25 protein-coding genes are annotated in these 20,911 nt (G+C 68.0%); 4 read left to right on the top strand and 21 right to left on the bottom strand.

What is annotated here, in order from left to right:
- Nucleotides 1-310: 310 nt before the first annotated feature.
- Nucleotides 311-538, bottom strand: coding sequence for a hypothetical protein (locus ABZ622_RS36315; RefSeq protein ID WP_360550746.1), 228 nt, complete (start codon nt 536-538; stop codon nt 311-313).
- A 179-nt stretch (nt 539-717) separates the two neighbouring features.
- Nucleotides 718-912, bottom strand: coding sequence for a hypothetical protein (locus ABZ622_RS36310; protein ID WP_360550744.1), 195 nt, complete (start codon nt 910-912; stop codon nt 718-720).
- 156 nt (nt 913-1,068) lie between these two features.
- On the opposite strand from ABZ622_RS36310, the gene ABZ622_RS36305 reads away from it, so the two are divergent.
- A complete protein-coding gene (locus ABZ622_RS36305) occupies nt 1,069-1,302 on the top strand; it encodes a winged helix-turn-helix domain-containing protein (RefSeq protein WP_360550742.1) in 234 nt (77 codons plus the stop codon).
- 182 nt (nt 1,303-1,484) lie between these two features.
- On the opposite strand, the gene ABZ622_RS36300 is transcribed toward ABZ622_RS36305, so the two are convergent.
- On the bottom strand, nt 1,485-2,042 hold the full coding sequence (locus ABZ622_RS36300; protein WP_360550740.1) for a SpoIIE family protein phosphatase: 558 nt from the start codon (nt 2,040-2,042) through the stop codon (nt 1,485-1,487).
- A 382-nt stretch (nt 2,043-2,424) separates the two neighbouring features.
- Here ABZ622_RS36300 and ABZ622_RS36295 point away from each other — a divergent pair, with 382 nt between their 5' ends.
- Nucleotides 2,425-2,622 (top strand): hypothetical protein, encoded by a 198-nt coding sequence (locus ABZ622_RS36295; RefSeq protein WP_360550738.1) that lies wholly within the window; start codon nt 2,425-2,427, stop codon nt 2,620-2,622.
- 49 nt (nt 2,623-2,671) lie between these two features.
- Here ABZ622_RS36295 and ABZ622_RS36290 read toward each other — a convergent pair whose 3' ends face one another.
- Nucleotides 2,672-3,298 (bottom strand): recombinase family protein, encoded by a 627-nt coding sequence (locus tag ABZ622_RS36290; RefSeq protein WP_360550736.1) that lies wholly within the window; start codon nt 3,296-3,298, stop codon nt 2,672-2,674.
- Nucleotides 3,299-3,595: 297 nt separating this feature from the next.
- On the opposite strand from ABZ622_RS36290, the gene ABZ622_RS36285 reads away from it, so the two are divergent.
- The gene (locus ABZ622_RS36285; RefSeq protein WP_360550734.1) at nt 3,596-4,102 is read left to right on the top strand and encodes a hypothetical protein; all 507 of its coding nucleotides are present in this window, start codon (nt 3,596-3,598) and stop codon (nt 4,100-4,102) included.
- Between the two features lie 95 nt (nt 4,103-4,197).
- On the opposite strand, the gene ABZ622_RS36280 is transcribed toward ABZ622_RS36285, so the two are convergent.
- The 14 genes from ABZ622_RS36280 to ABZ622_RS36215 all read right to left on the bottom strand — a co-directional run bounded on the left by ABZ622_RS36280 (nt 4,198) and on the right by ABZ622_RS36215 (nt 17,779).
- Nucleotides 4,198-4,359, bottom strand: coding sequence for a hypothetical protein (locus tag ABZ622_RS36280; RefSeq protein WP_360550732.1), 162 nt, complete (start codon nt 4,357-4,359; stop codon nt 4,198-4,200).
- A 651-nt stretch (nt 4,360-5,010) separates the two neighbouring features.
- A complete protein-coding gene (locus ABZ622_RS36275) occupies nt 5,011-5,358 on the bottom strand; it encodes a hypothetical protein (RefSeq protein WP_360550730.1) in 348 nt (115 codons plus the stop codon).
- Between the two features lie 15 nt (nt 5,359-5,373).
- Nucleotides 5,374-5,604, bottom strand: a complete 231-nt coding sequence (locus ABZ622_RS36270) for a holin (RefSeq protein WP_360550728.1) — start codon at nt 5,602-5,604, stop codon at nt 5,374-5,376.
- 2 nt (nt 5,605-5,606) lie between these two features.
- Nucleotides 5,607-6,482, bottom strand: coding sequence for an N-acetylmuramoyl-L-alanine amidase (locus ABZ622_RS36265; protein ID WP_360550726.1), 876 nt, complete (start codon nt 6,480-6,482; stop codon nt 5,607-5,609).
- A gap of 59 nt (nt 6,483-6,541) precedes the next feature.
- Nucleotides 6,542-7,153 (bottom strand): hypothetical protein, encoded by a 612-nt coding sequence (locus ABZ622_RS36260; RefSeq protein WP_360550724.1) that lies wholly within the window; start codon nt 7,151-7,153, stop codon nt 6,542-6,544.
- Nucleotides 7,154-7,161: 8 nt separating this feature from the next.
- Nucleotides 7,162-7,773, bottom strand: coding sequence for a hypothetical protein (locus ABZ622_RS36255; protein ID WP_360550722.1), 612 nt, complete (start codon nt 7,771-7,773; stop codon nt 7,162-7,164).
- On the bottom strand, nt 7,770-8,858 hold the full coding sequence (locus ABZ622_RS36250) for a DUF5047 domain-containing protein (RefSeq protein ID WP_360550720.1): 1,089 nt from the start codon (nt 8,856-8,858) through the stop codon (nt 7,770-7,772). Before ABZ622_RS36250 ends, ABZ622_RS36255 begins: the two co-directional genes overlap by 4 nt.
- 3 nt (nt 8,859-8,861) lie before the next feature.
- Nucleotides 8,862-10,970, bottom strand: a complete 2,109-nt coding sequence (locus tag ABZ622_RS36245; RefSeq protein ID WP_360550718.1) for a hypothetical protein — start codon at nt 10,968-10,970, stop codon at nt 8,862-8,864.
- A gap of 131 nt (nt 10,971-11,101) precedes the next feature.
- Nucleotides 11,102-15,535, bottom strand: coding sequence for a hypothetical protein (locus tag ABZ622_RS36240; protein WP_360550716.1), 4,434 nt, complete (start codon nt 15,533-15,535; stop codon nt 11,102-11,104).
- A 21-nt stretch (nt 15,536-15,556) separates the two neighbouring features.
- Complete coding sequence (locus ABZ622_RS36235) at nt 15,557-15,832, bottom strand: hypothetical protein (RefSeq protein WP_360550714.1); 276 nt, start codon at nt 15,830-15,832, stop codon at nt 15,557-15,559.
- A gap of 134 nt (nt 15,833-15,966) precedes the next feature.
- A complete protein-coding gene (locus ABZ622_RS36230; RefSeq protein WP_360550712.1) occupies nt 15,967-16,299 on the bottom strand; it encodes a hypothetical protein in 333 nt (110 codons plus the stop codon).
- A 91-nt stretch (nt 16,300-16,390) separates the two neighbouring features.
- Nucleotides 16,391-16,978 carry a phage tail protein gene (locus tag ABZ622_RS36225; RefSeq protein WP_360550710.1) on the bottom strand — a complete coding sequence of 196 codons (588 nt, stop codon included), beginning with the start codon at nt 16,976-16,978 and terminating at the stop codon, nt 16,391-16,393.
- Nucleotides 16,979-17,045: 67 nt separating this feature from the next.
- Complete coding sequence (locus ABZ622_RS36220; RefSeq protein WP_360550708.1) at nt 17,046-17,444, bottom strand: hypothetical protein; 399 nt, start codon at nt 17,442-17,444, stop codon at nt 17,046-17,048.
- Complete coding sequence (locus ABZ622_RS36215; protein WP_360550706.1) at nt 17,444-17,779, bottom strand: HK97 gp10 family phage protein; 336 nt, start codon at nt 17,777-17,779, stop codon at nt 17,444-17,446. Before ABZ622_RS36215 ends, ABZ622_RS36220 begins: the two co-directional genes overlap by 1 nt.
- A 27-nt stretch (nt 17,780-17,806) precedes the next feature.
- Here ABZ622_RS36215 and ABZ622_RS36210 point away from each other — a divergent pair, with 27 nt between their 5' ends.
- The gene (locus ABZ622_RS36210) at nt 17,807-18,133 is read left to right on the top strand and encodes a DUF4429 domain-containing protein (protein ID WP_360550704.1); all 327 of its coding nucleotides are present in this window, start codon (nt 17,807-17,809) and stop codon (nt 18,131-18,133) included.
- A gap of 352 nt (nt 18,134-18,485) precedes the next feature.
- On the opposite strand, the gene ABZ622_RS36205 is transcribed toward ABZ622_RS36210, so the two are convergent.
- The 3 genes from ABZ622_RS36205 to ABZ622_RS36195 all read right to left on the bottom strand — a co-directional run bounded on the left by ABZ622_RS36205 (nt 18,486) and on the right by ABZ622_RS36195 (nt 20,897).
- Nucleotides 18,486-18,902 carry a hypothetical protein gene (locus tag ABZ622_RS36205; RefSeq protein ID WP_360550702.1) on the bottom strand — a complete coding sequence of 139 codons (417 nt, stop codon included), beginning with the start codon at nt 18,900-18,902 and terminating at the stop codon, nt 18,486-18,488.
- A complete protein-coding gene (locus tag ABZ622_RS36200; RefSeq protein WP_360550700.1) occupies nt 18,847-19,824 on the bottom strand; it encodes a glycosyltransferase family 4 protein in 978 nt (325 codons plus the stop codon). Before ABZ622_RS36200 ends, ABZ622_RS36205 begins: the two co-directional genes overlap by 56 nt.
- Before the next feature lie 116 nt (nt 19,825-19,940).
- The gene (locus ABZ622_RS36195; RefSeq protein ID WP_326768860.1) at nt 19,941-20,897 is read right to left on the bottom strand and encodes a phage major capsid protein; all 957 of its coding nucleotides are present in this window, start codon (nt 20,895-20,897) and stop codon (nt 19,941-19,943) included.
- Nucleotides 20,898-20,911 lie beyond the last annotated feature (14 nt).

The raw sequence follows: 20,911 nt of genomic DNA, 5'->3' as shown, positions 1-20,911 counted from the left end.
GGGCAGGGCGACGATCACCGAGCCCGCGGCGAGCAGGTTGTAGTCCGTGAAGAACTGGCCCCTGAGGTTGTTCATCCAGCGGTTTCTTCGACAGTTGGTCGGCTCATGCCTCTGACCTGCGTTCCTTTCGGTTCCGATCCGTTCCGATCCGATGTCGATGCGCAGCCGACGTAGGGAATCTCACGGCTCCCCAGTCCCTCCCCACCACCAGATTCTCCCCAGCCACTCCCCCGGGAAAGCTCCTCCCACCAGCCCGTCTACAGCGAAAAGCCGCTCCCTCTACTACCGGGGAGCGGCTTTGGCGGGGTGTCTACAAGCCGAGGGTTCCGGGCAGGTAGTCGAAGCCCTTGCGGTCGGCGTACCGCTGGCGCTCCAACTCCAGATCCAGGACGCATGCGCCGCAAGCGGCCAGCCCGTAACTCTCGCCCGAGGGAGTGTTGATGTGACCGATGGGAGTGACGTAGACCTCCCCCTGAGCGCAGCGGAAGCATGTGCCGGCCTTCCACTGATAGAGCGAGAGAAGCGCGTCAGGAGTCATGGCGGCCTTCCCAAGTGGCTGTATAGACGGGCTCGTCCTCTTGTCACCTGTCCAACGGATGTTGTCGCCACGCGGTTGTTCACTCCTTCGAGTGAACAAGTGTTCGATTAACACACTAGGCGCAGATCTGTGGCATATGCCAGGTCGCCGCCGAGCCGCGCGACGCACCGCGGCCGCGTCTACCGGGACTGCGCCGGGCCTTTCTTTGCCGCCCGGTAGGCCTGCCGGAGGTCGCCGGCGACCGCGCAGTCCATACCCCCGGTGCGGCACTCGACGCACGCCTGGGTGTGGTGAATGAACGCGGCGTATGCGGTCTGGATGGCGGCGTCCATGACCCTGTGCTGGGCCGCCACTGGCCCGGTATTCTCAGGCACGTCATCAGCTCCCACTGCTGGTGTCCACACCCCCGGACCGGTAGCACGGTCGCGGGGGTTCTTACTGCTCAGACGGTACCGCTATATACCGCCCCATGGTGCCCCATGCAGCCACCTGCGGATGCGGGGTGCACTGGCCCGCCATACGTTCCGAGCATGAGCAATGACCCGATTCAGTACGTGTATGTGCAGGTCGCCGACCGGGTCGAGCGGGAGATTCGAGACGGGCGTCTACCGCACGGCGCCCGGTTGCCGAACGAGCGCGACATGAGTGCCCAATACGGCGTCGCACCCGGAACCGCCAGGCGCGCAGTGCAAGAGCTGCGTGAGCGCGGGCTGGTCGTCACCCTCCCCAACAAGGGCACATTCGTCACCCGCCCCCAGGCATGAGACCGCGGTCCGGCCGGCCCTGGGTAGCGACCACTCGTCCCGGATGACGCACGTCCGCCCCTCCCCCGGGCGCTGTTCCGGGTGAGGGGCGGTCTCGTAGCTGCGCCCAGCCATAGGCGCGAATGGGATGAGCCCACGGTAGCGGGCCGGTATGACAACCAGGGCGGCCCGCCGCGACGGGGTCAGGCCGAGGGCCTGCGCAGAACGATCACGGTCGCGTCGTCGCGGTACGTCTCTCCGGTCTCGTCGTCGATCTCGTCCTGGGCTGCGGCGACGAGCGCGTCGGCGAGGGCCTGCGGGTCGGTCTCGTGCTGGCGGATCAGGTCCACCCACGCCTCTTCCGGCACCTGTTCGGAGATGCCGTCCGAGACCAGCAGCACCAGGGGCACGTCCTCCGGGATCTCGACCTGGCGGCAGGTCATCTCGGTGGCTTCGGTGAGACCGAGCCTCGGCCAGTTGTCCTGCGTCTCGGCGACCTCGGCGGGCACCAGCTCGATGGTCTTGCCGCCGTTCCAGCGCAGCCACTGCCCCATGGTTTGGTCGGTGGACCATTGGGTCAACACACCGTCCCACCCGTATGCCCGGCAGTCGCCGATCCAGTGGATACCGGTGGGGCGGCCGGGCTCCATGGAGGCGTAGACGGCGGACACGCGCGGCGGCCATCCGTAGGCCTCGGCCATCCGTCCGGCGGTGACCAGGCCGACGAGTCCGCCCATGACCATCCCCATCAGAGTGATCACGACCGGCGCGTGCCCAGCGAACTCAACGGTCTCGTCGCGGTGGCCGGCCCCGTCCACGACGGCCGCGCACACCCGCTCGCCCCGTCGGTGGACGTGAGCTCCGTCCGCACATGGCGGTTCGGTACCAGCCCGTTGGGCGATCCCGACCGCTACTGCCGCTACCTTCTCCTTGTCCACTACTGGACTCCTTCCGCCGAGGATGACCCCGGCTCTGCGTTGAATGAACGCGGTCGTCATACATCGACGCCCCGCACTGAATCGAATGGCGCGGCGGGCGGGCGCACCGCTACGAAGGGGCGTGAGTGCCTGTTTCGGAATTCTGGGCGGTGCCAGGGTCGTAGTCTGGTCTCCCACATCCGCTGTACTCCGGGGAGAGCCAGCCATGCCCGAGGCTTCCGCCAGTCACCTGCGCACCCTCGCTGCCGACGCTGAGGCACTCCAGCAGCGTCTACGCGATGCCCTCGTTGGGCTGGACGGGCTGACGCCCGGCGTCAGCTTCCAGCTCGGAGAAGCGTTTGCCTCGCTCGGGTCGGCCGCGCGGACCCTGGAAGCTGCGGCCAGCGAGGCCGCCGCAGTCTGACGGATTCCCCCCTCCTCTTCGGCGGGAGGGGGCCGTGTCTATCGTCGCCCTATGCATCCACTGCGCGCTCAGTGGCCGTGCTGCGCTCAGCATCGAAGGCTTGGAGGGCTTGGGAGATTGCGCCGACGCTAGGATTCTTCCCCTTGCTCGCACCTTCGGCGATCCGAAGGTGCGGCTGGATCTGCCTGATAGTGAATCCTCGATCACGAAGAGCCGCAGCCTGAACAGTCAGCGTCTCCGTCATGACAGGCCTGCGCCCTCCAACACGACCGCGCTTACGGGCGGCCTCCAAACCGTTCTTCGTCTTCCTCACAATGTCTCGGCGGCGATCCTCGGCCAGGGCCAGGGCCAGGTCGAGGATGAGTGAACGCTCTGTGTGCTCGCCGGTCGCGATGCCTTCAAGCACCTTGACTGCGATGCCGCGCTCGAAGAGGTCATTGAGGACGATCAGGCCTTCGAGCAGGTTGCGGCCGAGTCGGTCGACTTCCTGGACGCAGAGCATGTCGCCCTCGCGCATGAACTCGATCGCGGCGGTGAGTGCGGGTCGCTCCTCGGCTCGGAGCTTGCCGCTCATCTTCTCTTCGAAGACCTTCAGGCAGATCGAGTCGAGCGCGTCGTGCTGCCGCTCAGTGTTCTGCTTGTCCGTGCTGACGCGGACGAGACCAACTAAGGCCATCCGACCCCTCCTTGTTCATCAAACGTGGCGACTACCTATCTGAACAGTACCGGATAGATGAACGGGTTGATGAACAATCTGCATACGGGCTTGGAGAGTTGGGCCGGCCTCTCGTTCAGATTCACGTTCCGACCGATTGATGAACAGCCCGATCGCCATGGCCATCACGCAACGAACGCCCCCGCACCGGCCGAAGCCGGGCAGGGGCGTGTTGTGCGTCACGTCTACTGTGCGCCGCGAGAGCGGATCCGGGCCGGGCGCCCGCCCATCATGGAGCCACCTACGAACGGGAGCCCCATGCTGCTGCGCCAGATCACCACCTGCACCGACCCGGCCACCACCGTCATCGAACGGCGCAGCCAGAAAGCCGGACAGGCCCTGCAGTACCGTCTCGGCACCTGTCGCAGGCACCGATGGCTCGCCCGTGATTGGCGCGGGCTGCGGACTCGAAGCCCGGGTGAGGGGCGCTGCGGCACTGTCATCGACTACCGCAGCTACGAACGCATCGTGCAATCCCATGCGGATCTCTGGATCGGCCCTTCAACAACCCAGTACCTCCAGATGCACGGCGGTGACGTCGCCCGCACCCTGCGCGCCGCCCATGCTTTCAAAGCTCACGCGGCCGACGATTGGGTGCGCCGCCCGCGAGAGATCGAGACCGCCATGGTGGCCGTGCTGGACCATGCCGCGCGCCTGGCCGAAGCCATCGAAGCCGAGCAGATCGACGTTGAGTCCGGGCGAGGGCAGTTACTCGCGGCGCTCAGTGCATGCGAGACCATCGACGCCGCCGAGCGCGGTGCGTGAATCTTGCGACCCGCCAGCCTTGGCGATCGAGGGACAGCGAAACGCCCCCTGCTCTGGCCGAAGCCGGAGCAGGGGGCCATGCTTCGAGGTCGGACTCACTCGTCTTCGTCGACGGGCGGGAGGTCGGGCTCGACGAACAGCCCCTCGTACTGCGGAGTCGGTTGCTCCTCGACCAGCCCAAGGTCGACGAGTGTCCCCATGTCGCCGGCGCTGTCGTCCACGCGCGGCTGCACCTGCCGGGCCGGGATGTCAGCCATCGAGCCTCCTGTACATCGCAGTTGCTGTGAGGGCACCGAGCCCGAGAAGTCCCTTGCGGGCGCCCTTCGTCGGCGTCTGTGCACCGTCCCGGCGGCACACCAGTGCGTCCGGGTCGCCGGGCGGGGGCTGGAGGCTGTACCCGTCCGGGCACGTCTGGCCGTTTGCGCCGTCACGACCGTTCGTACCGTCCCTCCCGTCAGCACCAGGCGGGCCGGCCGGGCCGGTGTCGCCCTTCGGGCCTGCGGGGCCAACGACCGACTGTCCGTCTGCACCGGGCGCGCCTGTGGGGCCGGGTGAGCCGACGGCGTCGGTGCCATCGTCGCCGTCCGCACCGGGGCTGCCGCTCGGACCCACAGGCCCGGTCGGCCCGATCGGACCGGGCTCGCCTTGGTCGCCTTGCGGCCCTGGTGGGCCGACGACGGATGCGCCGGGCTGGCCGCGGCTGCCGGGCGGGCCGGCCACCGGGGACTCCCCCAGCCGCTCGATTTGCTGAGCCAAGGCGTCGCGCGCTTCGTTCGCGGTGCGGAGGTCGTGAGAGAGCCCCTGCATCGTGACGACGAGGAATGCGAAGCCGGCCAGAGCCACTGCGGCGGCAAGGGTGAACACGAGGTCAGTTCGGCGCCGTTCGGCGCCCGCGCTCTTGTGTCGCCTCATGCCCCCGCCCCCTGCGCATTCAGATACACGGTCAGGATCAGCAGCAGGACCGGCGCGATCAGCGCGGTGAAGATGAGGCGCCGGTCCGCGGCCCGTCGGTCTGCCGCGCGCTGTTCCTCTTCCCTGCGATTCTGGGCGGCCTGCTCGCGCGCCTCCTCGATGCCGCGCACACGCTCCACGAGGAGCTTGAGTGCGTCATCGCGGGCTTGCTGTTCGAGCTGGTACCGCTCCAGGGAGACTTTGCTGTCGAGCCTGAGCCCCAGCTCCCGGAAGTCGTCCTTGAGGTCGGTGCGGACATCTTCGAGTCGGCGCATCACCTCGCCGAGAGTTGGCTCATCAGGCACGTGCTACTCCGTTGCTCAGGCGCTGGTCGGGTCGACGTGGTCACGGACGGTGTGCCTCGCCTGGTACCCGGCGAGCCATGCGAGGGCGGCCGGGACGAGCGCGAGGAGCGGCGCCTGGACCCAGCCGGGCAGCGGGCCGAGTAGCGAGTTGTCGGCGACGATTGCGTTCAGCACGGCGACGGCGAGACCGGCGAGGAACGTCGCAGCGCTTGCCGCCTTCACCTTTGCTTCGACGGGTGCGGCCATGGTCACTTCTCCTTACTGAGGGCGGCCAGGGTCTTGTCGATGCGGCGGACCCGGGTTACCAGGTCGGCGAAGACGCTGCGCCCGGTCCAGTAGTGCTTGTTGCTCTTCGGGTCGGGGCTGTAGTCCGCGGCGTCGGACGGGGCGGTGAACCGGTCCGCGGTCAGCAGCTGCTCGACAACCGCTTCGGCCACCTTCTTCACGTCGGCGTCGGTCAGAGCCACGTTGGTCTCCTTGCTCGGGTTGGTGCCGCCGGGGTTCCAGCCGGCGGGGTGCTTCAGCCGCTCTGCCACGTCGGCGCGCAGCTGCGTCATGGAGAAGCCGCGCGGGTCGACCTTGTCGCTGGACCATTCCAGGTGGCCGATCACGGACTTCGCCGACCACTTGTGCGCCCGACACAGGGCGGCCTGCACACGCACGATCGCGTCGTACTGGGCCTTGGGCCAGGGGTCCTTGCCGTCGCCGAGGTTCTCGCACTCCCAGCCGTAATAGCGCGCGTTGCCGTCGACCCCGTCGCTGTTGCCGCGGGTGGGTGGGGTCGGTCGGGTGTCGTAGGACTCGGCGATGACCTGGTCGAGCACCTTGGGGTCTCCGCCGCCAGCGTGGTTCGTGCGGCCCCAGCCGACCATGTGCACCCGACCGTCCTTCGCGATCATCCCGTGGCACAGCGGGCCGGGCAGGGACGCGTAGCCGTCACGGACCATCGAGACCGTGGACGCGGTGCCCTTCGTGACGGTGTGATGCACGATGCCGCCATTCAGCGGGCCCCATGCACCGTGACCTGCGCGGTTATGGGTGCGCCAGTTGCCGACCTCGACGACGCGCACGCCCTCCGCGCGGAGAGCAGCAAGGACCGCGGCGGCGGTCAGGGGATTGGCCATCAGGCCTCCAGACATAGAAGAAGCCCCGGCCGGTGGCTCGGGACTCGGTGAGGGTGGGGTCAGAGGCTGTAGAAGCAGCCGTTCAGGCTGACCCACGGGGGCTTGTCGTTCGTCCCCGTGCCGACGACGAGGAGGTGCCCGCCGGGCTGGGCGTCGATCTTCAGGGAGGTGACGGTCGACGAGGCCGCCGAGCAGGCGGCTGCCACGGTCCGCAGCGCGGTCGGTCTGGCTGCTGAGGGCAGGGTGGACGACGTCATTACCGATCCGTTGGGCAACGCGCCGCTCGGGTACGTCAGTCCGACTCCCCCACGAAGCATGACGGTGGGCTCGCCAAACAGGTTCACGATCCGATATTGGGCATTCCCGTTCGCGTTGCCGTTGTGGGAGTACCCGGACACGAGGGGGATCGTGGTCCATGCCTGCGTGCCCGCGGCGAGGACCACCCAGGATGTTCCGTCGTAGCCGGTGAAGAGCTTTGTGTCCTGCAGGAACGCGACCATCCCCGCGACCGGCGACGTGAGCGTCGCGTTGCGGGTGCTCGCCGAAGCGAACCGCATCACCGACCGGGGTACCAGTCCGCCGGCCAGGGCCTGGGCTGTCGCGGGCATGTCTGGGGCGTCCGTGGGGGCGGTGATCGAAATGCCCTGCCCGTAGGCGTCAGTGGTAGGCATGAGACCTCTCAGGTTGTCCAGATGGTCGTGGGGGGCAGGCCGACGAGCGTGGAGACGGCCGGGCCCCGGTACTCGATTGCTCCTGTGGCGGCGCGGACGATGCCGCGGCAGGCCCCGTAAGTTGCGCCGTTTGCGCCCTGCGAGCAGATGAGGAGGACGTCTGTGTCGGCCGGGGTCCTGGCTCCGGCCGGCAGGGTGGTGAATACGTCGCCGTAGACGAGCGTCGAGCCCTTCGTGAATGAGCCGCGGAGCCGGACCTCGTCGCCCGTCCGCCGGTATTGCGGCACCTGATACCCGGAGGCGGCAGTGAAGCCGGCGGCGGGTGTGAGTGCAGTCCAGTCGTCGCCAGCCGCCGCGTACCGCCCCTCTGCTACCGCGGCTCCGGAAGACGAGACGGAGATACGGACGATGTCGCCGACGGCTGGGGCCCGGTAAGCCTCGGCGCGCAGGGCCACGATTCCGTCTGTCGTGGTGATGGTTCCGTCCGTGCTTACAGTGTTGACGATGGCGCGGCGCCAGTCGGAGCCGCGGACGGTCGGGGTGGTGGCCCCGGCCTGCACGGCCTGACGTCGCAGCGCGCCGGCCAGGTCTCGGGTGGAGACGAGCGAGGACTTCGTCACGAGTCCTCCTTCGCGGAGATTGTGGCAACTGGGAAGTCGCCGCCTGCGTCGAGCGGGACGGTGAAGGACGCGATCTGGTGGAGTTCGCGGAGACCGTCCGGGTGCGTGACCCGGATGACGTCGCCCGGCTCCAGGGCGGGGTTCGGCAGGCTGGACAGGTCGCCCCTGGAATTTGGGGCTTTCGCCGACCTCAGCCTCAGGTTCGCGGCGGCTGAGCAGGCGATGAGCGTCGTCAGCGTGGAACTGCTGTACGTGGTCGGTCGGTGCCCGAACGGACCACCCCAGTACGTGGGGCTGCCAGGGTCGTCGTCCGTGGCCAGGTACTGCACTGGCGCGCCCGCCCCCGTTCCTTCCCCGCGGGCAAGGACGCCGTTGAAGACGCCGTCGGAGCTCATGCTCCTGGTGCCTTTGACGTACACGCCCCCTTCGCTGGCCTCGACAGCCCACACCGGGTTCACTGCCAGCACATCGGGAAGGGCACTGATCACGAATACGCCGTCGGCGTTGGCGTAGCACTCCGCGCCGGCCGCAGCAGCCACTTCCTGGCATGCCGCCCAGGGGTCACCGTCGGTGTCCCAGGTGCGCGGGCCGATGACGCTGTCTGTGATCTGGCTGATGACCTGGGCGTCCGGGATGCTCCGGGTGACCAGGGCGGTGATCGCCCCGACGACGGTGCCGGTCGCCTGGTATGGGGCTGTGAACTTGTCGTCGGCGACGATGCATTCGAGGCTCTTGCCGGTAAGCGTGACCGGGCCCTCGACGGGATCACCTTCCACGCTGTCGAGACGGAACACTCCGAGCGGTACGAGTTCGCTGGTGCCGTCGCCGTACTCGACGCCGCGGGCGATCCGAAGGCGGGCGCCGTAGGTGGCGAGCTGGTCGACGGGGGTGAGCGGCATGAGCGAGACGTCGGCAGATGTCACGGTGCACGTCCGCCGGATGGCCTGTCCGCGGTCCACGGAGACGCTCCCACCGGTGTGATCCACGGTGATGACCCGGCCGTCCGTGGTGAACATCTGCACCAACGTTGCCGGGTTGTGGGACTCGGCGAGCCGCGGCAGGAAACGGCCGGAGACCGGATACATGAATCACCTTGCCCGGTGGTCGAGAAGGAGGTCTTCGCAGGTGGCGTAGGTCGCGATCAGGCCGCTGCATGTGGAGAACTCGGCAAGCACGTCGATCCAAGTGCGGCCCGCGGACCCGTTCACGCCTGTAGTGACGGGGATGTCCGCCTCGGTGAGAGGCAGGGTCCAGGCCCGCATCTGTTCCATTGCCGTGCCGTCTGTGCGCTCCTCGCCGATCTGGCCGACGTTGACGTATGTGTCGGAGACACCCATGCCGGGGGCTGCCTGCCACAGCAGGACGTTCCCGGAGTCGAGGAGCCAGTGCAGGGCTGCTCGCTGGTCATCGGACAGGGTCCAGATCGCCAGGTCGCCCTCCAGCCCCTGCCGGCGCCCCGACAGCACGACCTTGTTGCGCCTGCCGCGGACCACATACGCGGACTGCTCGATGGGCCGCTGCCAGTCAGGGGCGCGCTGCACCATTACCAGCATGTTCCGCTGGGGGTTCCCAGGGTCCTTGAGCCAGACCCAGTTACGGTCCTGGTGCGGGACCGTGGCCGACGTTGACGTGCGGCTCTCGACTGCGCCAGTGGTGGCGTCAATGATCTCGACGATGTAGTACACCGGCACCCCGAGCGGCGCTTCGTAGTCCTCAACCACGACCAAGTCGGACGTGATGACGACTGTGCCGTCGTACAGCCCTGCCGGGCCACGCACCAGAGCGCGGGCGCCCGAAGGCGTCACTCGGGTCACACGCAGGAGAGAGCCAATGGTCAGCTCCCGCGCGGTGAGCGAAATCGACGCGGTCGGCTCGCGCACCTCGACAGTCATGACCGGCAGGGCCTGCCACAGCGCCACCCGGTCAATCCTCAGTACGGAGTTGGCAGCGGTGGCGGTGAACGTCCACTCCACCGCCGCCTGCGTCGCACCCGCAGGGGCGGTCTGATCTGTGCCCAGTAGCCACCAGCCCGGCGTCGGCAGCCCGGAGTCGGTGAACTTGGTCAGACCCAAGTCCGTGCCGGCTGCGTCGTACCAGCGGATGCCGCGGCTCGACGACCATCCGCCTGCCGTCACCGTCGCCGTGTAACGCAGCCGGAAGCCCAAACCCCCAGACCCCGCAGGCAGCCGGAACTTGGCGCTGCGGATCGTGCTCGCAGTCGCTGTCGTAGACGTGATCGTCAGCGCGTAGGAGCCGTCATACGCGTAGGCGCCCCACGGCGCGGACCGGGCCGGGGTGGCCACGCCGGCCGTTGTCGTCCATCCGGCAATGCCCTGCTCGAACGTCGCGTCGGCATACGGCACAACGGAGCCGGCTTGTAGCACCGGGGCGACGGAGATGACGGCCTGCTCCAGGCGTAGCACCTGGCCTGCCGTTGCTCCGTCGATTCCGACGGCCAGCCGGGCGGACGCCGCCGCAGCCGGAGCGACTGCAGACACGCGTTGCCGCTGGTAGCCCGTCGTGGCTGCTGCCAGGGCGCTACGAGTCGCAGCGATCTGGGTGCCTGCAGCGTCGTAGAAGCGGAGTTCGATCCATGCCGCCGACGCGGTCGTGGGAGGCGCTAGGTATGCGTACCCCAGATATTCCACCCCCGGGGTGACGACCGGCTTCTCCACAGACGCGATCGCGGCATTCCCAGCTGTGATCACGGTGGCGGCCAGGACTTGGCCGCCCGCCCAGTACCAGTCGACCGCCCACGAAACCGGGGGGGCCTGCCGGGAGATCGTCGCGTTGACCTCCGGCATCCAGCCGGAGGCATCGATCTCCGACGACTCCGTGCCGAATGAGTAGAGGTTGCCGGTCGTGCGAATTGGCTGCCCCAGGTAGACATTCTCCCAGTAGTGAGGGACGGCTGCCCCGCCTGCTGTAGACGACAGGACAATGCGCGCCCGTACTGCACCCGCAGGTGCCGTACCAGCGACCCCTACGCGGTGCCACGAAGCCGAAGCGGCAGACGGTGCCAGCGACCACAGCACCGGGCCGACAGGGGTATACGTGCTGTCAAGCCATTCGATTCCGATACGTTCCGGCTCCGTCGCCGACGACGCATCGGCAAAGACCTGGTACACCTGTCCGGCAACGACTGGATAGCCGGTCACGGTCTCTGCCTGCGCCTCGCCCGCCGCATTGCTCTTCACTGCCAGAGTCTTGGCACCGTTGCGGCCGCCAGTAGCTGACAGGAGCGAGCAGTTCAAGCGCGGGCGCCATCCAGTGAACGTCGGATCCATCGACTCCGAAGCTACGCTGAGCATGTTCCCGGGAATCGCCATCACAGACCACCCCCAGCATTCAGCACTTGGACCAGGTTGTTGTTGGCGGCGCGGACGCGGCCGTCGGCCAGGGTCTCGATGTGGGCGGTGAATTTCTGGCCGTCGTCGAGGACGAGATGCAGCTGCTGGCCGTCGAGAGACAGAGCCCCGCCGCCTCTTGCCGCCACCGACGTCAGGGCGTTGGCCTGCTGCGTTGTGAAGACCGGCTCCGGCCTCCCGGTGCCGTTGTAGGCGAGGTTGAGGCCGGGCTGGAGGTAGCCGCCCGAGTCGTACTTACCCTTGTAGGCGTAGTGGTGGGTGAACAGGTTGTTGTTCCAGGCGCGCGCACTCTTCCCGACCACGACGCCGTCGCCGCCGCGGGACTCTACGTTCACGCCGTTCAGGGTGCCTGCAGTGTGGCCGACGCCCGCGTTGGTGATGCCGATCATGTACGGCGACCTGCCGTTCAGGACCCAGCCGGGAGGGGCCGTCTTCCCGGAGAACGCGCCCGTCGCCCACCGGCGGTGCGGTCGCTCGCCCCGGATGACGGACTCGATCGCGGAAACGAGCCCGGAGCAGTCCCAACTGGGATTTCCGTTGCCGCCCCACTGGTATGCCTTGCCGGCCTGGGTGCGGGCCCAGGTGAGTCCCTTCTTGAAGCCTCCCGTGCCGATGCCTGCGGCATCGAGCTTGCTGTCCGCCTTCCCGGAGTACCCGACGATGTCCTTGATCATGCGCTTCGGAATGCCGGTGATCATGTCCCGGTACAGCGACGCCGACCCGGAGATCTTGCTGATCAGCGGCTTCACTACAGTGCTCAGGCCCGCCGTCGCGGACGCCTTCATACCGTCCTTCAGCCACGACACCCCGGTCTTCGCCAGGTCGACACCCTTGGACGCCGTCGACTGCACCCAGTCGAAGATGCCGCCCTTGGAGAAGCCCTCGGCCTGGAACTGGCCGAGCGGCTTGCCCTTCATGGCGGCACGGTTCACGGCGTGGAGCCGGGCCCGCTCATACGGGTTCCGCATCGCTTCGGAGACGTAGACGCCCTCGCCGCGGCGCATCGGCACCAGCTGGTCATCGCCCTGCCGGTACGACGACGCGCCCGGCAGGACACCGCCCCGGGCCCAGCCCTTCGTCTGGATCGTGTCCAGCTTTGGCGCGCCAAACGCCTTCGCGATCGTGTTCCACGTCGGGACGATGCCCGCGTTGTAGACCTTGTCAATCACAAACTTCACGGGCGTCTTCGCGATGTCCTGGACCTTCGACCAAGCCTTTCCGATGAAATCCTTCGCGTCATTGAAGGAGTCACCGACTGCTTTGATGCCCTTCTTCATGTTGTCGAACGCAGGCTTCAGCGCCTTGTCCCACAGCCACTTCCCCTTGTCGGCGATCCAGCCGAACGCGGGCTTGGCGTACTTGTCCCACAACTCCTTGATTTTGGCGCCGAGCAGGCCGATGCCGATCTTGAACAGTTCCCAGACCGGTTTGATCTTGTCTTTCCATAGCGCTATGGCCTTGTCTGCGATCCAGCCGAGAACAGGCTTGGCGTACTTGTCCCAGAGCTCCTTGAGCTTCGCGCCGAGGAGACCGATCCCGATCTTGAACAGCTCCCAGACCGGCTTGATCTTCTCCTGCCACAGCCAGACTGCCTTGTCTGCTATCCAGCCGAAGACCGGGCCGAACACGTTGGTCCACAGCCACATGCCGACAGCCGCCAGCACCTTGAAAGCGATGACCAGGGGCGTGATCAGTACGGTCAGAACAACCATCGCAAGGATCCGCGCCGCCGCGCCAATGAAGCCGAAAACGGGCGACAGGATGGTGTTCCACAGCCACGACGCGGCCGTACCGATCGCCTTCAGCCCGAACACGAGTGCGCCGAAGACCGGCTTGAGGATGCTGTTCCAGACGAACAGTGCGCCCGTCTTGAGGGCTTCCCATACGGCGTTAACGACGTTCCGGAACCATGTGAAGTTCTTGTAGGCGTAGACAACGACCGCGACCAGCACCACGATCCCGATGATGATCAGCGTGATCGGGTTGGCGTTCATCACCACGTTGAACACGATCATGGCGAGGGTCCACAGCTTCGTCGCGACCCACACTGCGTAGAACAACCGGATCAGCCAAGGCAGATCCCGGGCAATGTCCGCGATTGCGCGTGCCACCGCACCCAGAGCTGTCAGGACCGGCCCGGACAACGGGGCTGTCGCCCTCGCCATCTGGTAGAACGCGCTGCTGATGTCACCGATCGCCTCCGCGAGGACGGGCCCCTGCTCCGAGGCGTAGGAGAGGAACCGCTCGAACTCCGGGCTACCCTTCAGGCTGGTGCCCCACGTTGCGAACCGGCCCGTGATCCGCTGCATCGTCGACGAGATCGAATCCATGTGCGGCAGGAAAGCCTGCACGATGCCGGCCATGCCCTTGAAGGTCCGGCCGAAGGAAACACCCAGCCCGACGACCGCGGGCTCGACCGAGCCCGCGAGATCCTGCTTAAAGGCCTGCCACCAGGGCGACTTGAATCCGGTCGACACCCGGTCCTGCAGCGTCCCGATCGCGCGGGCCGCAGCCAGCACGAAAGGCGTCAGGCCTGGCAGGCTGTTCTTCAGCCCGATCAGGGCGCGTGTGAACAGCGGCATGACTTGGGGCTGCAGAGACTCCGACCAGTCCGAGAACGCCGACCTCAGCGACACGAACGCGTTAAACGTCCCGCGCGCTGCCGGGGTCAGCTTCGCCAACTCGGCCTGGTACTTGGCCTGCGCCAGGGCAGCCTGGTCCACGCCCCCGGCCGCCGACTGCGAAGCGGAGGCAATCTGACGCTGGGCCGATGCCACCGCGTCCGCGGCGGACTGCTGGGCCACAGCCACGTTCGCGGTCGCCTCGGACACCCGCTCCTGCGCCTGGGCGACCTGCCGGGCCGTCTCCACCTGTGTCCGGGCGGCCTCGGCCTGCGCGTCCCGCACCCCACGTGCGCGGTCCGCCACCTGCTGCTGAGCCTTCGCCAGACGGTCCTGAGCCTGCGTAACAGTGTCCGAGCCCTCGACGCCCGCCTTGTTCGCGGCGGCCGTCTCGTCCTTGAGGCGCTTCGTCTCGGTGGTCTGCTCCGTGAGCCGCTGCACCGCCTGGTCGTAGGACAGCTGTGCGCGGTCCTTGTCGAGCTGCGTCGACTTGGCGTCCGCCATCGTGCGGTTCAGCTCGGCCTGGGCCTCCTGCACGCCGAGCGTCGCGTCACGCTGCGACAGCTGCGCGTCGGCCAGCCTGCTGTTCAGGTCCTCAAGCTCCAGCGCGGCCTGGCGCCGGGCATCGGTCAGGTCCTCCTGGGCCTGCTTGGCATCCCGCTGCGACTGCGCGAGGGACCGCTCAGCATCCTGGACCGCGCGGGCCGCAGCTGCGGTGCGCTGGGCAGCCTGGTCAGCAGCGTCCGCCGCAGCCTGCCGGGCGTCCCGTACAGACTTCTGTGCCTGGGCGATCTGCCGGGCACCGTTTCGCTCCGCAGTCGCCAAGGCCTGCTGCGCGCCGGCCATCTGCAGCGCCTTCGACGCACCCTGGCCGGACGCCTGGGCGCCCTTCAAGGACGAGGCTGTGGCAGCGTCCTGGGCCGCCTTCTGCGCCTGGAGGGCGCCAGCAATTCCGACTATGGCGGGAGCCGCGACCGCGGCCAGGGCACCGACGCCGACAGCGGCCGCGACAGCCGCCGAGCCGATGGAGCCGAAACCGGCCGCGAGAACTGGGATGGCAGGAATCGCGGCCAACCCGCCGATGGCCACGCCCAGTTGGAGGACCGCCGACAGAGCCCCGGACGTGTCGACGTCGATGCGGGCTCGCTTCCCGTCGACTCCGTCGATCGCTGCCCGCACCGCGGCGAGTTCACCGAGGGCTGTCGCCGTGTCGGCGCGGACCTGGACGTTGGGGTGGCGGGCGCCGAGCCGGGTCAGCTCGGCTTCGATCAGCTTTATCTCGGCCTTGGCCGCTTCGGCGTCGATATCGATGCCGATCCGTTTGCCGGCCAGGGTCTCCATGCGGACCCGCAGCGCCTGAAGGTCGGCGTCAGCTTCAGTGGTGTCCGCGTCGATGGTGATTTTCGGCAGGGCGCGAAACGCGGCTTCGAGCCGAGTCTTCAGTGCCCGGGAGAATGCGCCACCGGTCTGGTCACCCTGGCGAAGGGCGGATGCACGCGCCGCCGCACCGCCCTGAGTGACTCCGTCGCGGAGAGCGCCGCGGATCTCCGCGACGATGCGGGCCGCAATCTGCTGGCCGATCTGCTGCCCGATCCGGAGACCGATGCCTCCGATCTCCGACTGCATCGCCGGACCAAAGGCGCGGCCAGCAGCGTTACCGGCGTCCTGGCCGGCGCGGGTCGCCGCCGGGACGAGCCCGTCACGCAGGCGCTGATAGATCCCCTGCGTGTTGGGGATGACATCGACCTCGACCGAGCCGACCTGGATCGCCACGGGAGCCTCCTCCCGTGCGCGTCAGGCCGCGCCGCCGCCGTTGATCAGTCTGAACAGGGTTTCCGCGCCGCGGTCCGTGAGGCGACCATCGGCCTTCTTCGGGGCCACGCCCGGCCGCCGCATAGGCTCCGGCCGCTTCGGTTTACGTCCCTTACCGTCGCCGTTCGTGACGACGAGGATGTACTCCAGCTGATGCAGCGAGTCCGTGATCCCGGCGAGGAGCTGCTCGGTCATCGACCACTGGCCCTCATCCGGCCGGCCCTTCCGTGCCTGAGCCTCGTACTCCTCGGGAGTCATGGCGTTCCGCAGGGCGGTCATCGTTGCGGACTCGGGCGGCAGATGCTGGATCAGTACCCGCAACTGCCGCCATGTCATCGTCCCCCGGTGCACGTCGAGGAGGTCCCGCTGGTAGAACCGCCAGAGGTCGGCCTCTACCGCTTCCGCGTGCTCCTCGACGATGCCCGCGGTCCACTGGACTTTCCCACCGACTCGCCCGATCCTTCGCCAGCGGAGTTGATGAACTCACCGAGGTCGTCGTTCGTCGGGTCGAGGTCGAGGTACGCCTCGTAGGAGTCAGGGCTGAGAACGTCCTCCAGGAAGTCGTCCATCTCGTTGGCCTTGAGCTTCCGCATCGACGACTGCCGCCACGCACCCGAAGGCACAATCTGCAGCTTCTCGCCGCACAGTTCGGCGGTCACGTAGTGACCGGCGGCTTCGATCTCCTGCGCCTCGGCAGGGCTCACTTCGGTGGTCTTCTCGGTCATGGGCGCGGGCCTCCAGAATCACGGCGCGGGCAAGGGGTGAAAGGGTGGGCGGGCCGGGCCCGCGCCAGCAGTGATGACCCGCCCACCCAGCTCAGGACGCCGGGTCGACCGGCGTCAGCGGCAACTTGTCGCAGTGGTAGACCGTGTTGCCTTCGGCGTCCGGGTACGTGGTGATCGTCCACTCGAAGCCGGACATCTCGTCCTGCTTGTACGTGACGTCGCTGCGGTCGGAGATCTCGCCCTGCGGCACGTAGAAACCGCGGGCGGACTCGCCATCGAGGACGATGAACCAGAACGCACGCCGGTCCGGAACCGGCGACGCGGTCTCGGCGAACTTCGTGATGCCCTCGCCGTCCGGCATCAGGGCCGCGGCGTCGAGCCGGTAGTGCAGACTCATCACCGACGTGCGGGAGGTCTCCCACATCGTCGCCGAGAACGTGCGCACCGACTTGGTGATCTGGGTACGGAACGGGCTGGTAAGCCCCCAGGGGGTGAACTCCTGCGAGTCCTCGTCCCAGCCATTCACGAGACCGTCGTCACTGATCGCGCCGAGAGCGGCCCACGGATCGGCCGGCTGGTCCAGCGGCGACGTCAGAGCAGGCGTCCCAACCGGGGCCACCCAAGCCCCGCCGTTCGCTCCGACCATCGTGAGATCCGCAGCGCGGGTGATGTTGACCATGAGTTTCTCCAGACATGGAAGAGCCCGCGCACGGGCGGGTACAGGGGTCGGCGCGGGCCCAGGCCCGTCAGGCGACCGGGTGACTATGGACTTGATAGGTGGCCCCGACCCGGCGGAGCGCGGTGTTCTCGTAGGGCCGGACAGCAGGGCGGGTCAGAGCTCGCACCGCCCCGAAGACCGCGGCGGCCGTGGACGATCCGCGCAGGTGCTCCAGGAGCAGCCCGTGCACCGTGGTGGCGAGAGCAATGGCCGTCGCCCTGGTGGCCGCGTAGGTGCTGATGTCGACGAGCGCCCGGTCGAGCCGGAATCCGTCGTCGTCGCCGCCCACCACCTCGACCTGCACGGTCGGCAGCTCGTCGAGGAGGTGGTTGTCGAGCTCGTCGCGGACCACGACATCGGTGCCGAGGCGGGACTGCAGCCAGCCGATGAGCTCCAGCTCAACATCGACCGAGCCGACCGCGGCCATCAGCCCCGGCCTCCGGCCTGAGCGGCCCGCAGCAGTACGTGGTGCGCCCGGACTCGCTCTGTCCCGCACTCCACCCACCGGGCGTAGTACGCGGCGTTCCGGACCGTGGCGGTCGCGCGGTCGCGGCGCCGACCGCCCCGGTCCGTGGACGACACCTCGAAGGATGCCTTGTAGTGGCCCGGGTGCGGATCCCACGCCCCGCCGCCCACCGGGGCGATGGAGACCGCCACCGACTTGATGACGTCCGCGCGGCGCACCATCTCGGCCCGGACCATGGGTGATCTGAGGAGCTGGCCGACACCTTTCTTGGACATCTTGAACTTCGCGGGCATCATGACCACCTCACTCGTTTTGGGGGCGGCATGGACGTCAAGGGCGTGCAGGGATCCATCAGCTTCGACGGCGAATGGATCACCATCACGAAGAAGGAAGTCGGCCAGGAACAGAGGCAGTCCAGGATCCGAGCCGCGGACGTCACCGGAACCAGGCTCAAGCCGGCAACCAGGCTGTTCCACGGCTACGTGCAGTTCGTGCTCCCCGGGAGCGCGCCTGCCGACGAGTCGAAGAGCCTGCTTACCGGCGGCCGGCCGCACCAGTCCGACCCGCACAGCCTGTCGATCCGGCACAGCGCCAACGACGCCGCCGCGAAACTCGTGGCCGCGGTCGAGCACGCCAGGCCTACCCCGTAACGCGGTCCGCAGCGAACTGGACCGGGCCGCGGGTGCCCGTGAACGGAGACCGATGCCAGTCCCCCGGCTCCCCGGTCACCTCGCACACCTGGCCGCGGATCCGGAACTGGTCCGTCGTGAGGACGTCTGTGTCCGGCGGCGCGTACACGGTGAACCCGACGATGACCGTGTCCCTCGCCTGTTGCTCGCTCCCGCCGACCTGTGGTGTCTCCGCGCGCGGGGCCACCACGCAGCCGGGAATGGACGTCTCGACGAGCGGCCCAGGGATCGGTTGCCCGCGCCCGTCACGACCCGGCGATGGGCCCCGGCGGAGGCGGACGATTGTCTCCCCATACGGGTACGGGGCGGGCACTCACACCCACCCCCAACCCGGCTCGTACTCCAGGCCGGGCCCGACCTCCACATCGATCGGCCATGTCGGCGACGGATCAGCGGTGCCCGGCGTCGGATCGACAGTGAACGCGCCGCCGCGGCCAGCCAACGACTTGAGCGCCGCCTTGTCGGCCTTCGTCAGGTACAGGCCACCCGACCCAGTCGGCCGCTGGACCGACATCGGGCCGATCGTCTCGTAGGACACCTGCTGCGGATTGACGTAGGCGCGCCCGGCCACCGACAGAACGACCGCAGTCGCCTGATCCGGCAAGGGCTTGACGACCGTCTCGCACAGCGCGATCGCCTGCTGAATCAGCAGATCAGCGCGGTCGCCATCGATCTCAGGCAGCCCGAGATACAGCCCCAGCTGCTCGGCGGTTGGTGCCACGAACGCCACGGCTGCCTCCCAGATCTTCAATCGCATCGCACCAGGCAGTCAGCTCGGCCGTCGGATTGAGTGCCTTCGAGCGGGCCTTGGCCCGCTTCGATGCCGCCCGCCACTCGGTCGGCTTCAGCAGCCGCTCCAGAGTCACCAGCCAGGCATCCAGGTCATCCCGGTCGGCGAAGATCCCGGCCTCGCCGAGCGACTCGCACAAGCCGGGCGTCGGATGAGCCGTCACAGGGATGCCCGACGCCATGGCTTCCACCCCCGTGCGGCCCCACGACTCATACCGGGACGGCATTAGTAGCACCCGCGTCCGTGAGTACACCCGCTCCGCCATCTCATCGCCCGGCACGTGGCCGATGTATTCCAAGTTCGGCAGCGGCGCCGGCGGTTCCACCTGCACCCCGTAGGCGCCGCGCACGCCGAGGAACTTCTGGTGCGGCATGCGGGCCGCAATCCGCCAGAACAGATCGCCGCCCTTGTCCTCGTTGCAGTTGATCAGGGTGATGCAGTCGCCGGGCGCGGCAAGGTAGTCACCGGCGAAGACAGGCGGCCGCACGATCAGGCTCGACGCCGGACGGATCGCCTCAGGAACCTCTGCGAAATAGAGCTCGGCTTCGCGTTCCATCCAGTCCGAGTTGTAGACCGCAAGCGCAGTGCCGCCCGCCGCCATGTGCCGGAACGATGGCCGGTGCGTGTTGTGCACCACCGCCACGAACGGTCGGCTGAATCCCCGCGCGAGCGCGGACGTTGCCGGGACGTTCTCCAGATGCGACACGAGCACGTTGGCCTTGCGTGCCGCCTCGCCGAAGTCGACCCGGGCCGCCATCGGCACGACGCGGACGCCCTCGTAGTCATACACCTCGCGGTCGTCCGTGTACCTCGACAGCCACACGGACACGTCGTGACCGCGATCCACCAGGGGACGCAACATCGACACGAGCATGTGCTCCGCCCCCGCGTTGTGCCGCGGGGGCATCGCGTGGACGCGGGCGACGATCCGGAGGGGCTTGGCCGCCCTGCCCGGCGCGGAGACCGGGCGGCCCGCCATCAGGAACCCGCCGGGGCGCCGACGAACTTGACGAACGCCTCCGGGTCGCCGAGCACGAAGCCGTAGTAGGCCTCCGCGAGCAGCAACACCAGGTTCTCCTGGAACGCCGAGTGGACGCCGCCGTCCTCGTCGATGTACGTCGCCTCACGGCTGATCTTCACCGTGATATCCATGCCGACGCCGAACGCCGTCTGCGACCAGTCGCCACCGATCGCCCGCAAACCCGTGTCCGTCGACGTCGACTGGCGGCGCACCTTGCCCGACACCGACCGCGAGTACGCGATCGGCTCGCCGACCAGAGTGCCCGCCAGAGCCGCGCCGGTGCCCGGCACCGTGGTATCTACCAGGATCGGCCGGCCCGTGGTGTCGGTCGCGCCGAGAAGCTTCGGCTTCAGGCGGTGGTCGGCGACGGTACCGGTGTAGTCCCAGTCATCGTCGACGATCTGCTCCATGCCGTCGACGACGTCCTTCCAGATGCCGCCGGTGGCCTGCGAAGCTGTGCCGAGAGCAACCGACTTCGAGGTCATCGCCAGATAGTCGGCAAAGGGGCCGGTCGCACCCTTCATCGTCTTGCCATGGATCGTGGCCCGGTCAAATGCCCGGGAGAACGCCGTCGGGAGATCCTGCTGCAGCTGCGTCCAGAGACCAGCGGCATTCGACTGCACGACCTCCATTGCCACAGGGATAAGAACGGCGATCTTCTTGCCGGACATCTGCTTGATGTCGACCCCGCCGGTACCCAGCGGCTTCCGGCCGGCCTGGTCAACCCAGTCGGCCGTCGGAACATCCAGCGGCACAGGCACCGCCGTGTTCGCCGACATGCTGAGCGGCACCCGGCGGGCGAGGCTCATGACTGCGCTGGACTCTACCGACTTCTCAAAGATCGGTCCGGTCAGCGTGGGCGGGAGGAACGTCGCATCGACATCACTCAGCTTGATGGGGGCTGTTGCAACCATGGAGGACTACCTCT

This window comes from Streptomyces sp. NPDC007164 (genome assembly GCF_040634135.1).
GTDB lineage: Bacteria > Actinomycetota > Actinomycetes > Streptomycetales > Streptomycetaceae > Streptomyces > Streptomyces sanglieri.
Note: the sequence above shows the minus strand (reverse complement) of the source record. Positions and strands in the feature narration are given on the sequence as shown.

Bases quoted from the DNA above. Each gene is read 5' to 3' on its own strand.
- ABZ622_RS36315 (WP_360550746.1), bottom strand. From the start codon at position 538: ATGACTCCTGACGCGCTTCTCTCGCTCTATCAGTGGAAGGCCGGCACA.
- ABZ622_RS36305 (WP_360550742.1), top strand. From the start codon at position 1,069: ATGAGCAATGACCCGATTCAGTACGTGTATGTGCAGGTCGCCGACCGG.
- ABZ622_RS36295 (WP_360550738.1), top strand. From the start codon at position 2,425: ATGCCCGAGGCTTCCGCCAGTCACCTGCGCACCCTCGCTGCCGACGCT.
- ABZ622_RS36290 (WP_360550736.1), bottom strand. From the start codon at position 3,298: ATGGCCTTAGTTGGTCTCGTCCGCGTCAGCACGGACAAGCAGAACACT.
- ABZ622_RS36285 (WP_360550734.1), top strand. From the start codon at position 3,596: ATGCTGCTGCGCCAGATCACCACCTGCACCGACCCGGCCACCACCGTC.
- ABZ622_RS36280 (WP_360550732.1), bottom strand. From the start codon at position 4,359: ATGGCTGACATCCCGGCCCGGCAGGTGCAGCCGCGCGTGGACGACAGC.
- ABZ622_RS36270 (WP_360550728.1), bottom strand. From the start codon at position 5,604: ATGGCCGCACCCGTCGAAGCAAAGGTGAAGGCGGCAAGCGCTGCGACG.
- ABZ622_RS36265 (WP_360550726.1), bottom strand. From the start codon at position 6,482: ATGGCCAATCCCCTGACCGCCGCCGCGGTCCTTGCTGCTCTCCGCGCG.
- ABZ622_RS36260 (WP_360550724.1), bottom strand. From the start codon at position 7,153: ATGCCTACCACTGACGCCTACGGGCAGGGCATTTCGATCACCGCCCCC.
- ABZ622_RS36250 (WP_360550720.1), bottom strand. From the start codon at position 8,858: ATGTATCCGGTCTCCGGCCGTTTCCTGCCGCGGCTCGCCGAGTCCCAC.
- ABZ622_RS36235 (WP_360550714.1), bottom strand. From the start codon at position 15,832: ATGACTCCCGAGGAGTACGAGGCTCAGGCACGGAAGGGCCGGCCGGAT.
- ABZ622_RS36230 (WP_360550712.1), bottom strand. From the start codon at position 16,299: ATGACCGAGAAGACCACCGAAGTGAGCCCTGCCGAGGCGCAGGAGATC.
- ABZ622_RS36225 (WP_360550710.1), bottom strand. From the start codon at position 16,978: ATGGTCAACATCACCCGCGCTGCGGATCTCACGATGGTCGGAGCGAAC.
- ABZ622_RS36220 (WP_360550708.1), bottom strand. From the start codon at position 17,444: ATGGCCGCGGTCGGCTCGGTCGATGTTGAGCTGGAGCTCATCGGCTGG.
- ABZ622_RS36215 (WP_360550706.1), bottom strand. From the start codon at position 17,779: ATGATGCCCGCGAAGTTCAAGATGTCCAAGAAAGGTGTCGGCCAGCTC.
- ABZ622_RS36210 (WP_360550704.1), top strand. From the start codon at position 17,807: ATGGACGTCAAGGGCGTGCAGGGATCCATCAGCTTCGACGGCGAATGG.
- ABZ622_RS36200 (WP_360550700.1), bottom strand. From the start codon at position 19,824: ATGTTGCGTCCCCTGGTGGATCGCGGTCACGACGTGTCCGTGTGGCTG.
- ABZ622_RS36195 (WP_326768860.1), bottom strand. From the start codon at position 20,897: ATGGTTGCAACAGCCCCCATCAAGCTGAGTGATGTCGATGCGACGTTC.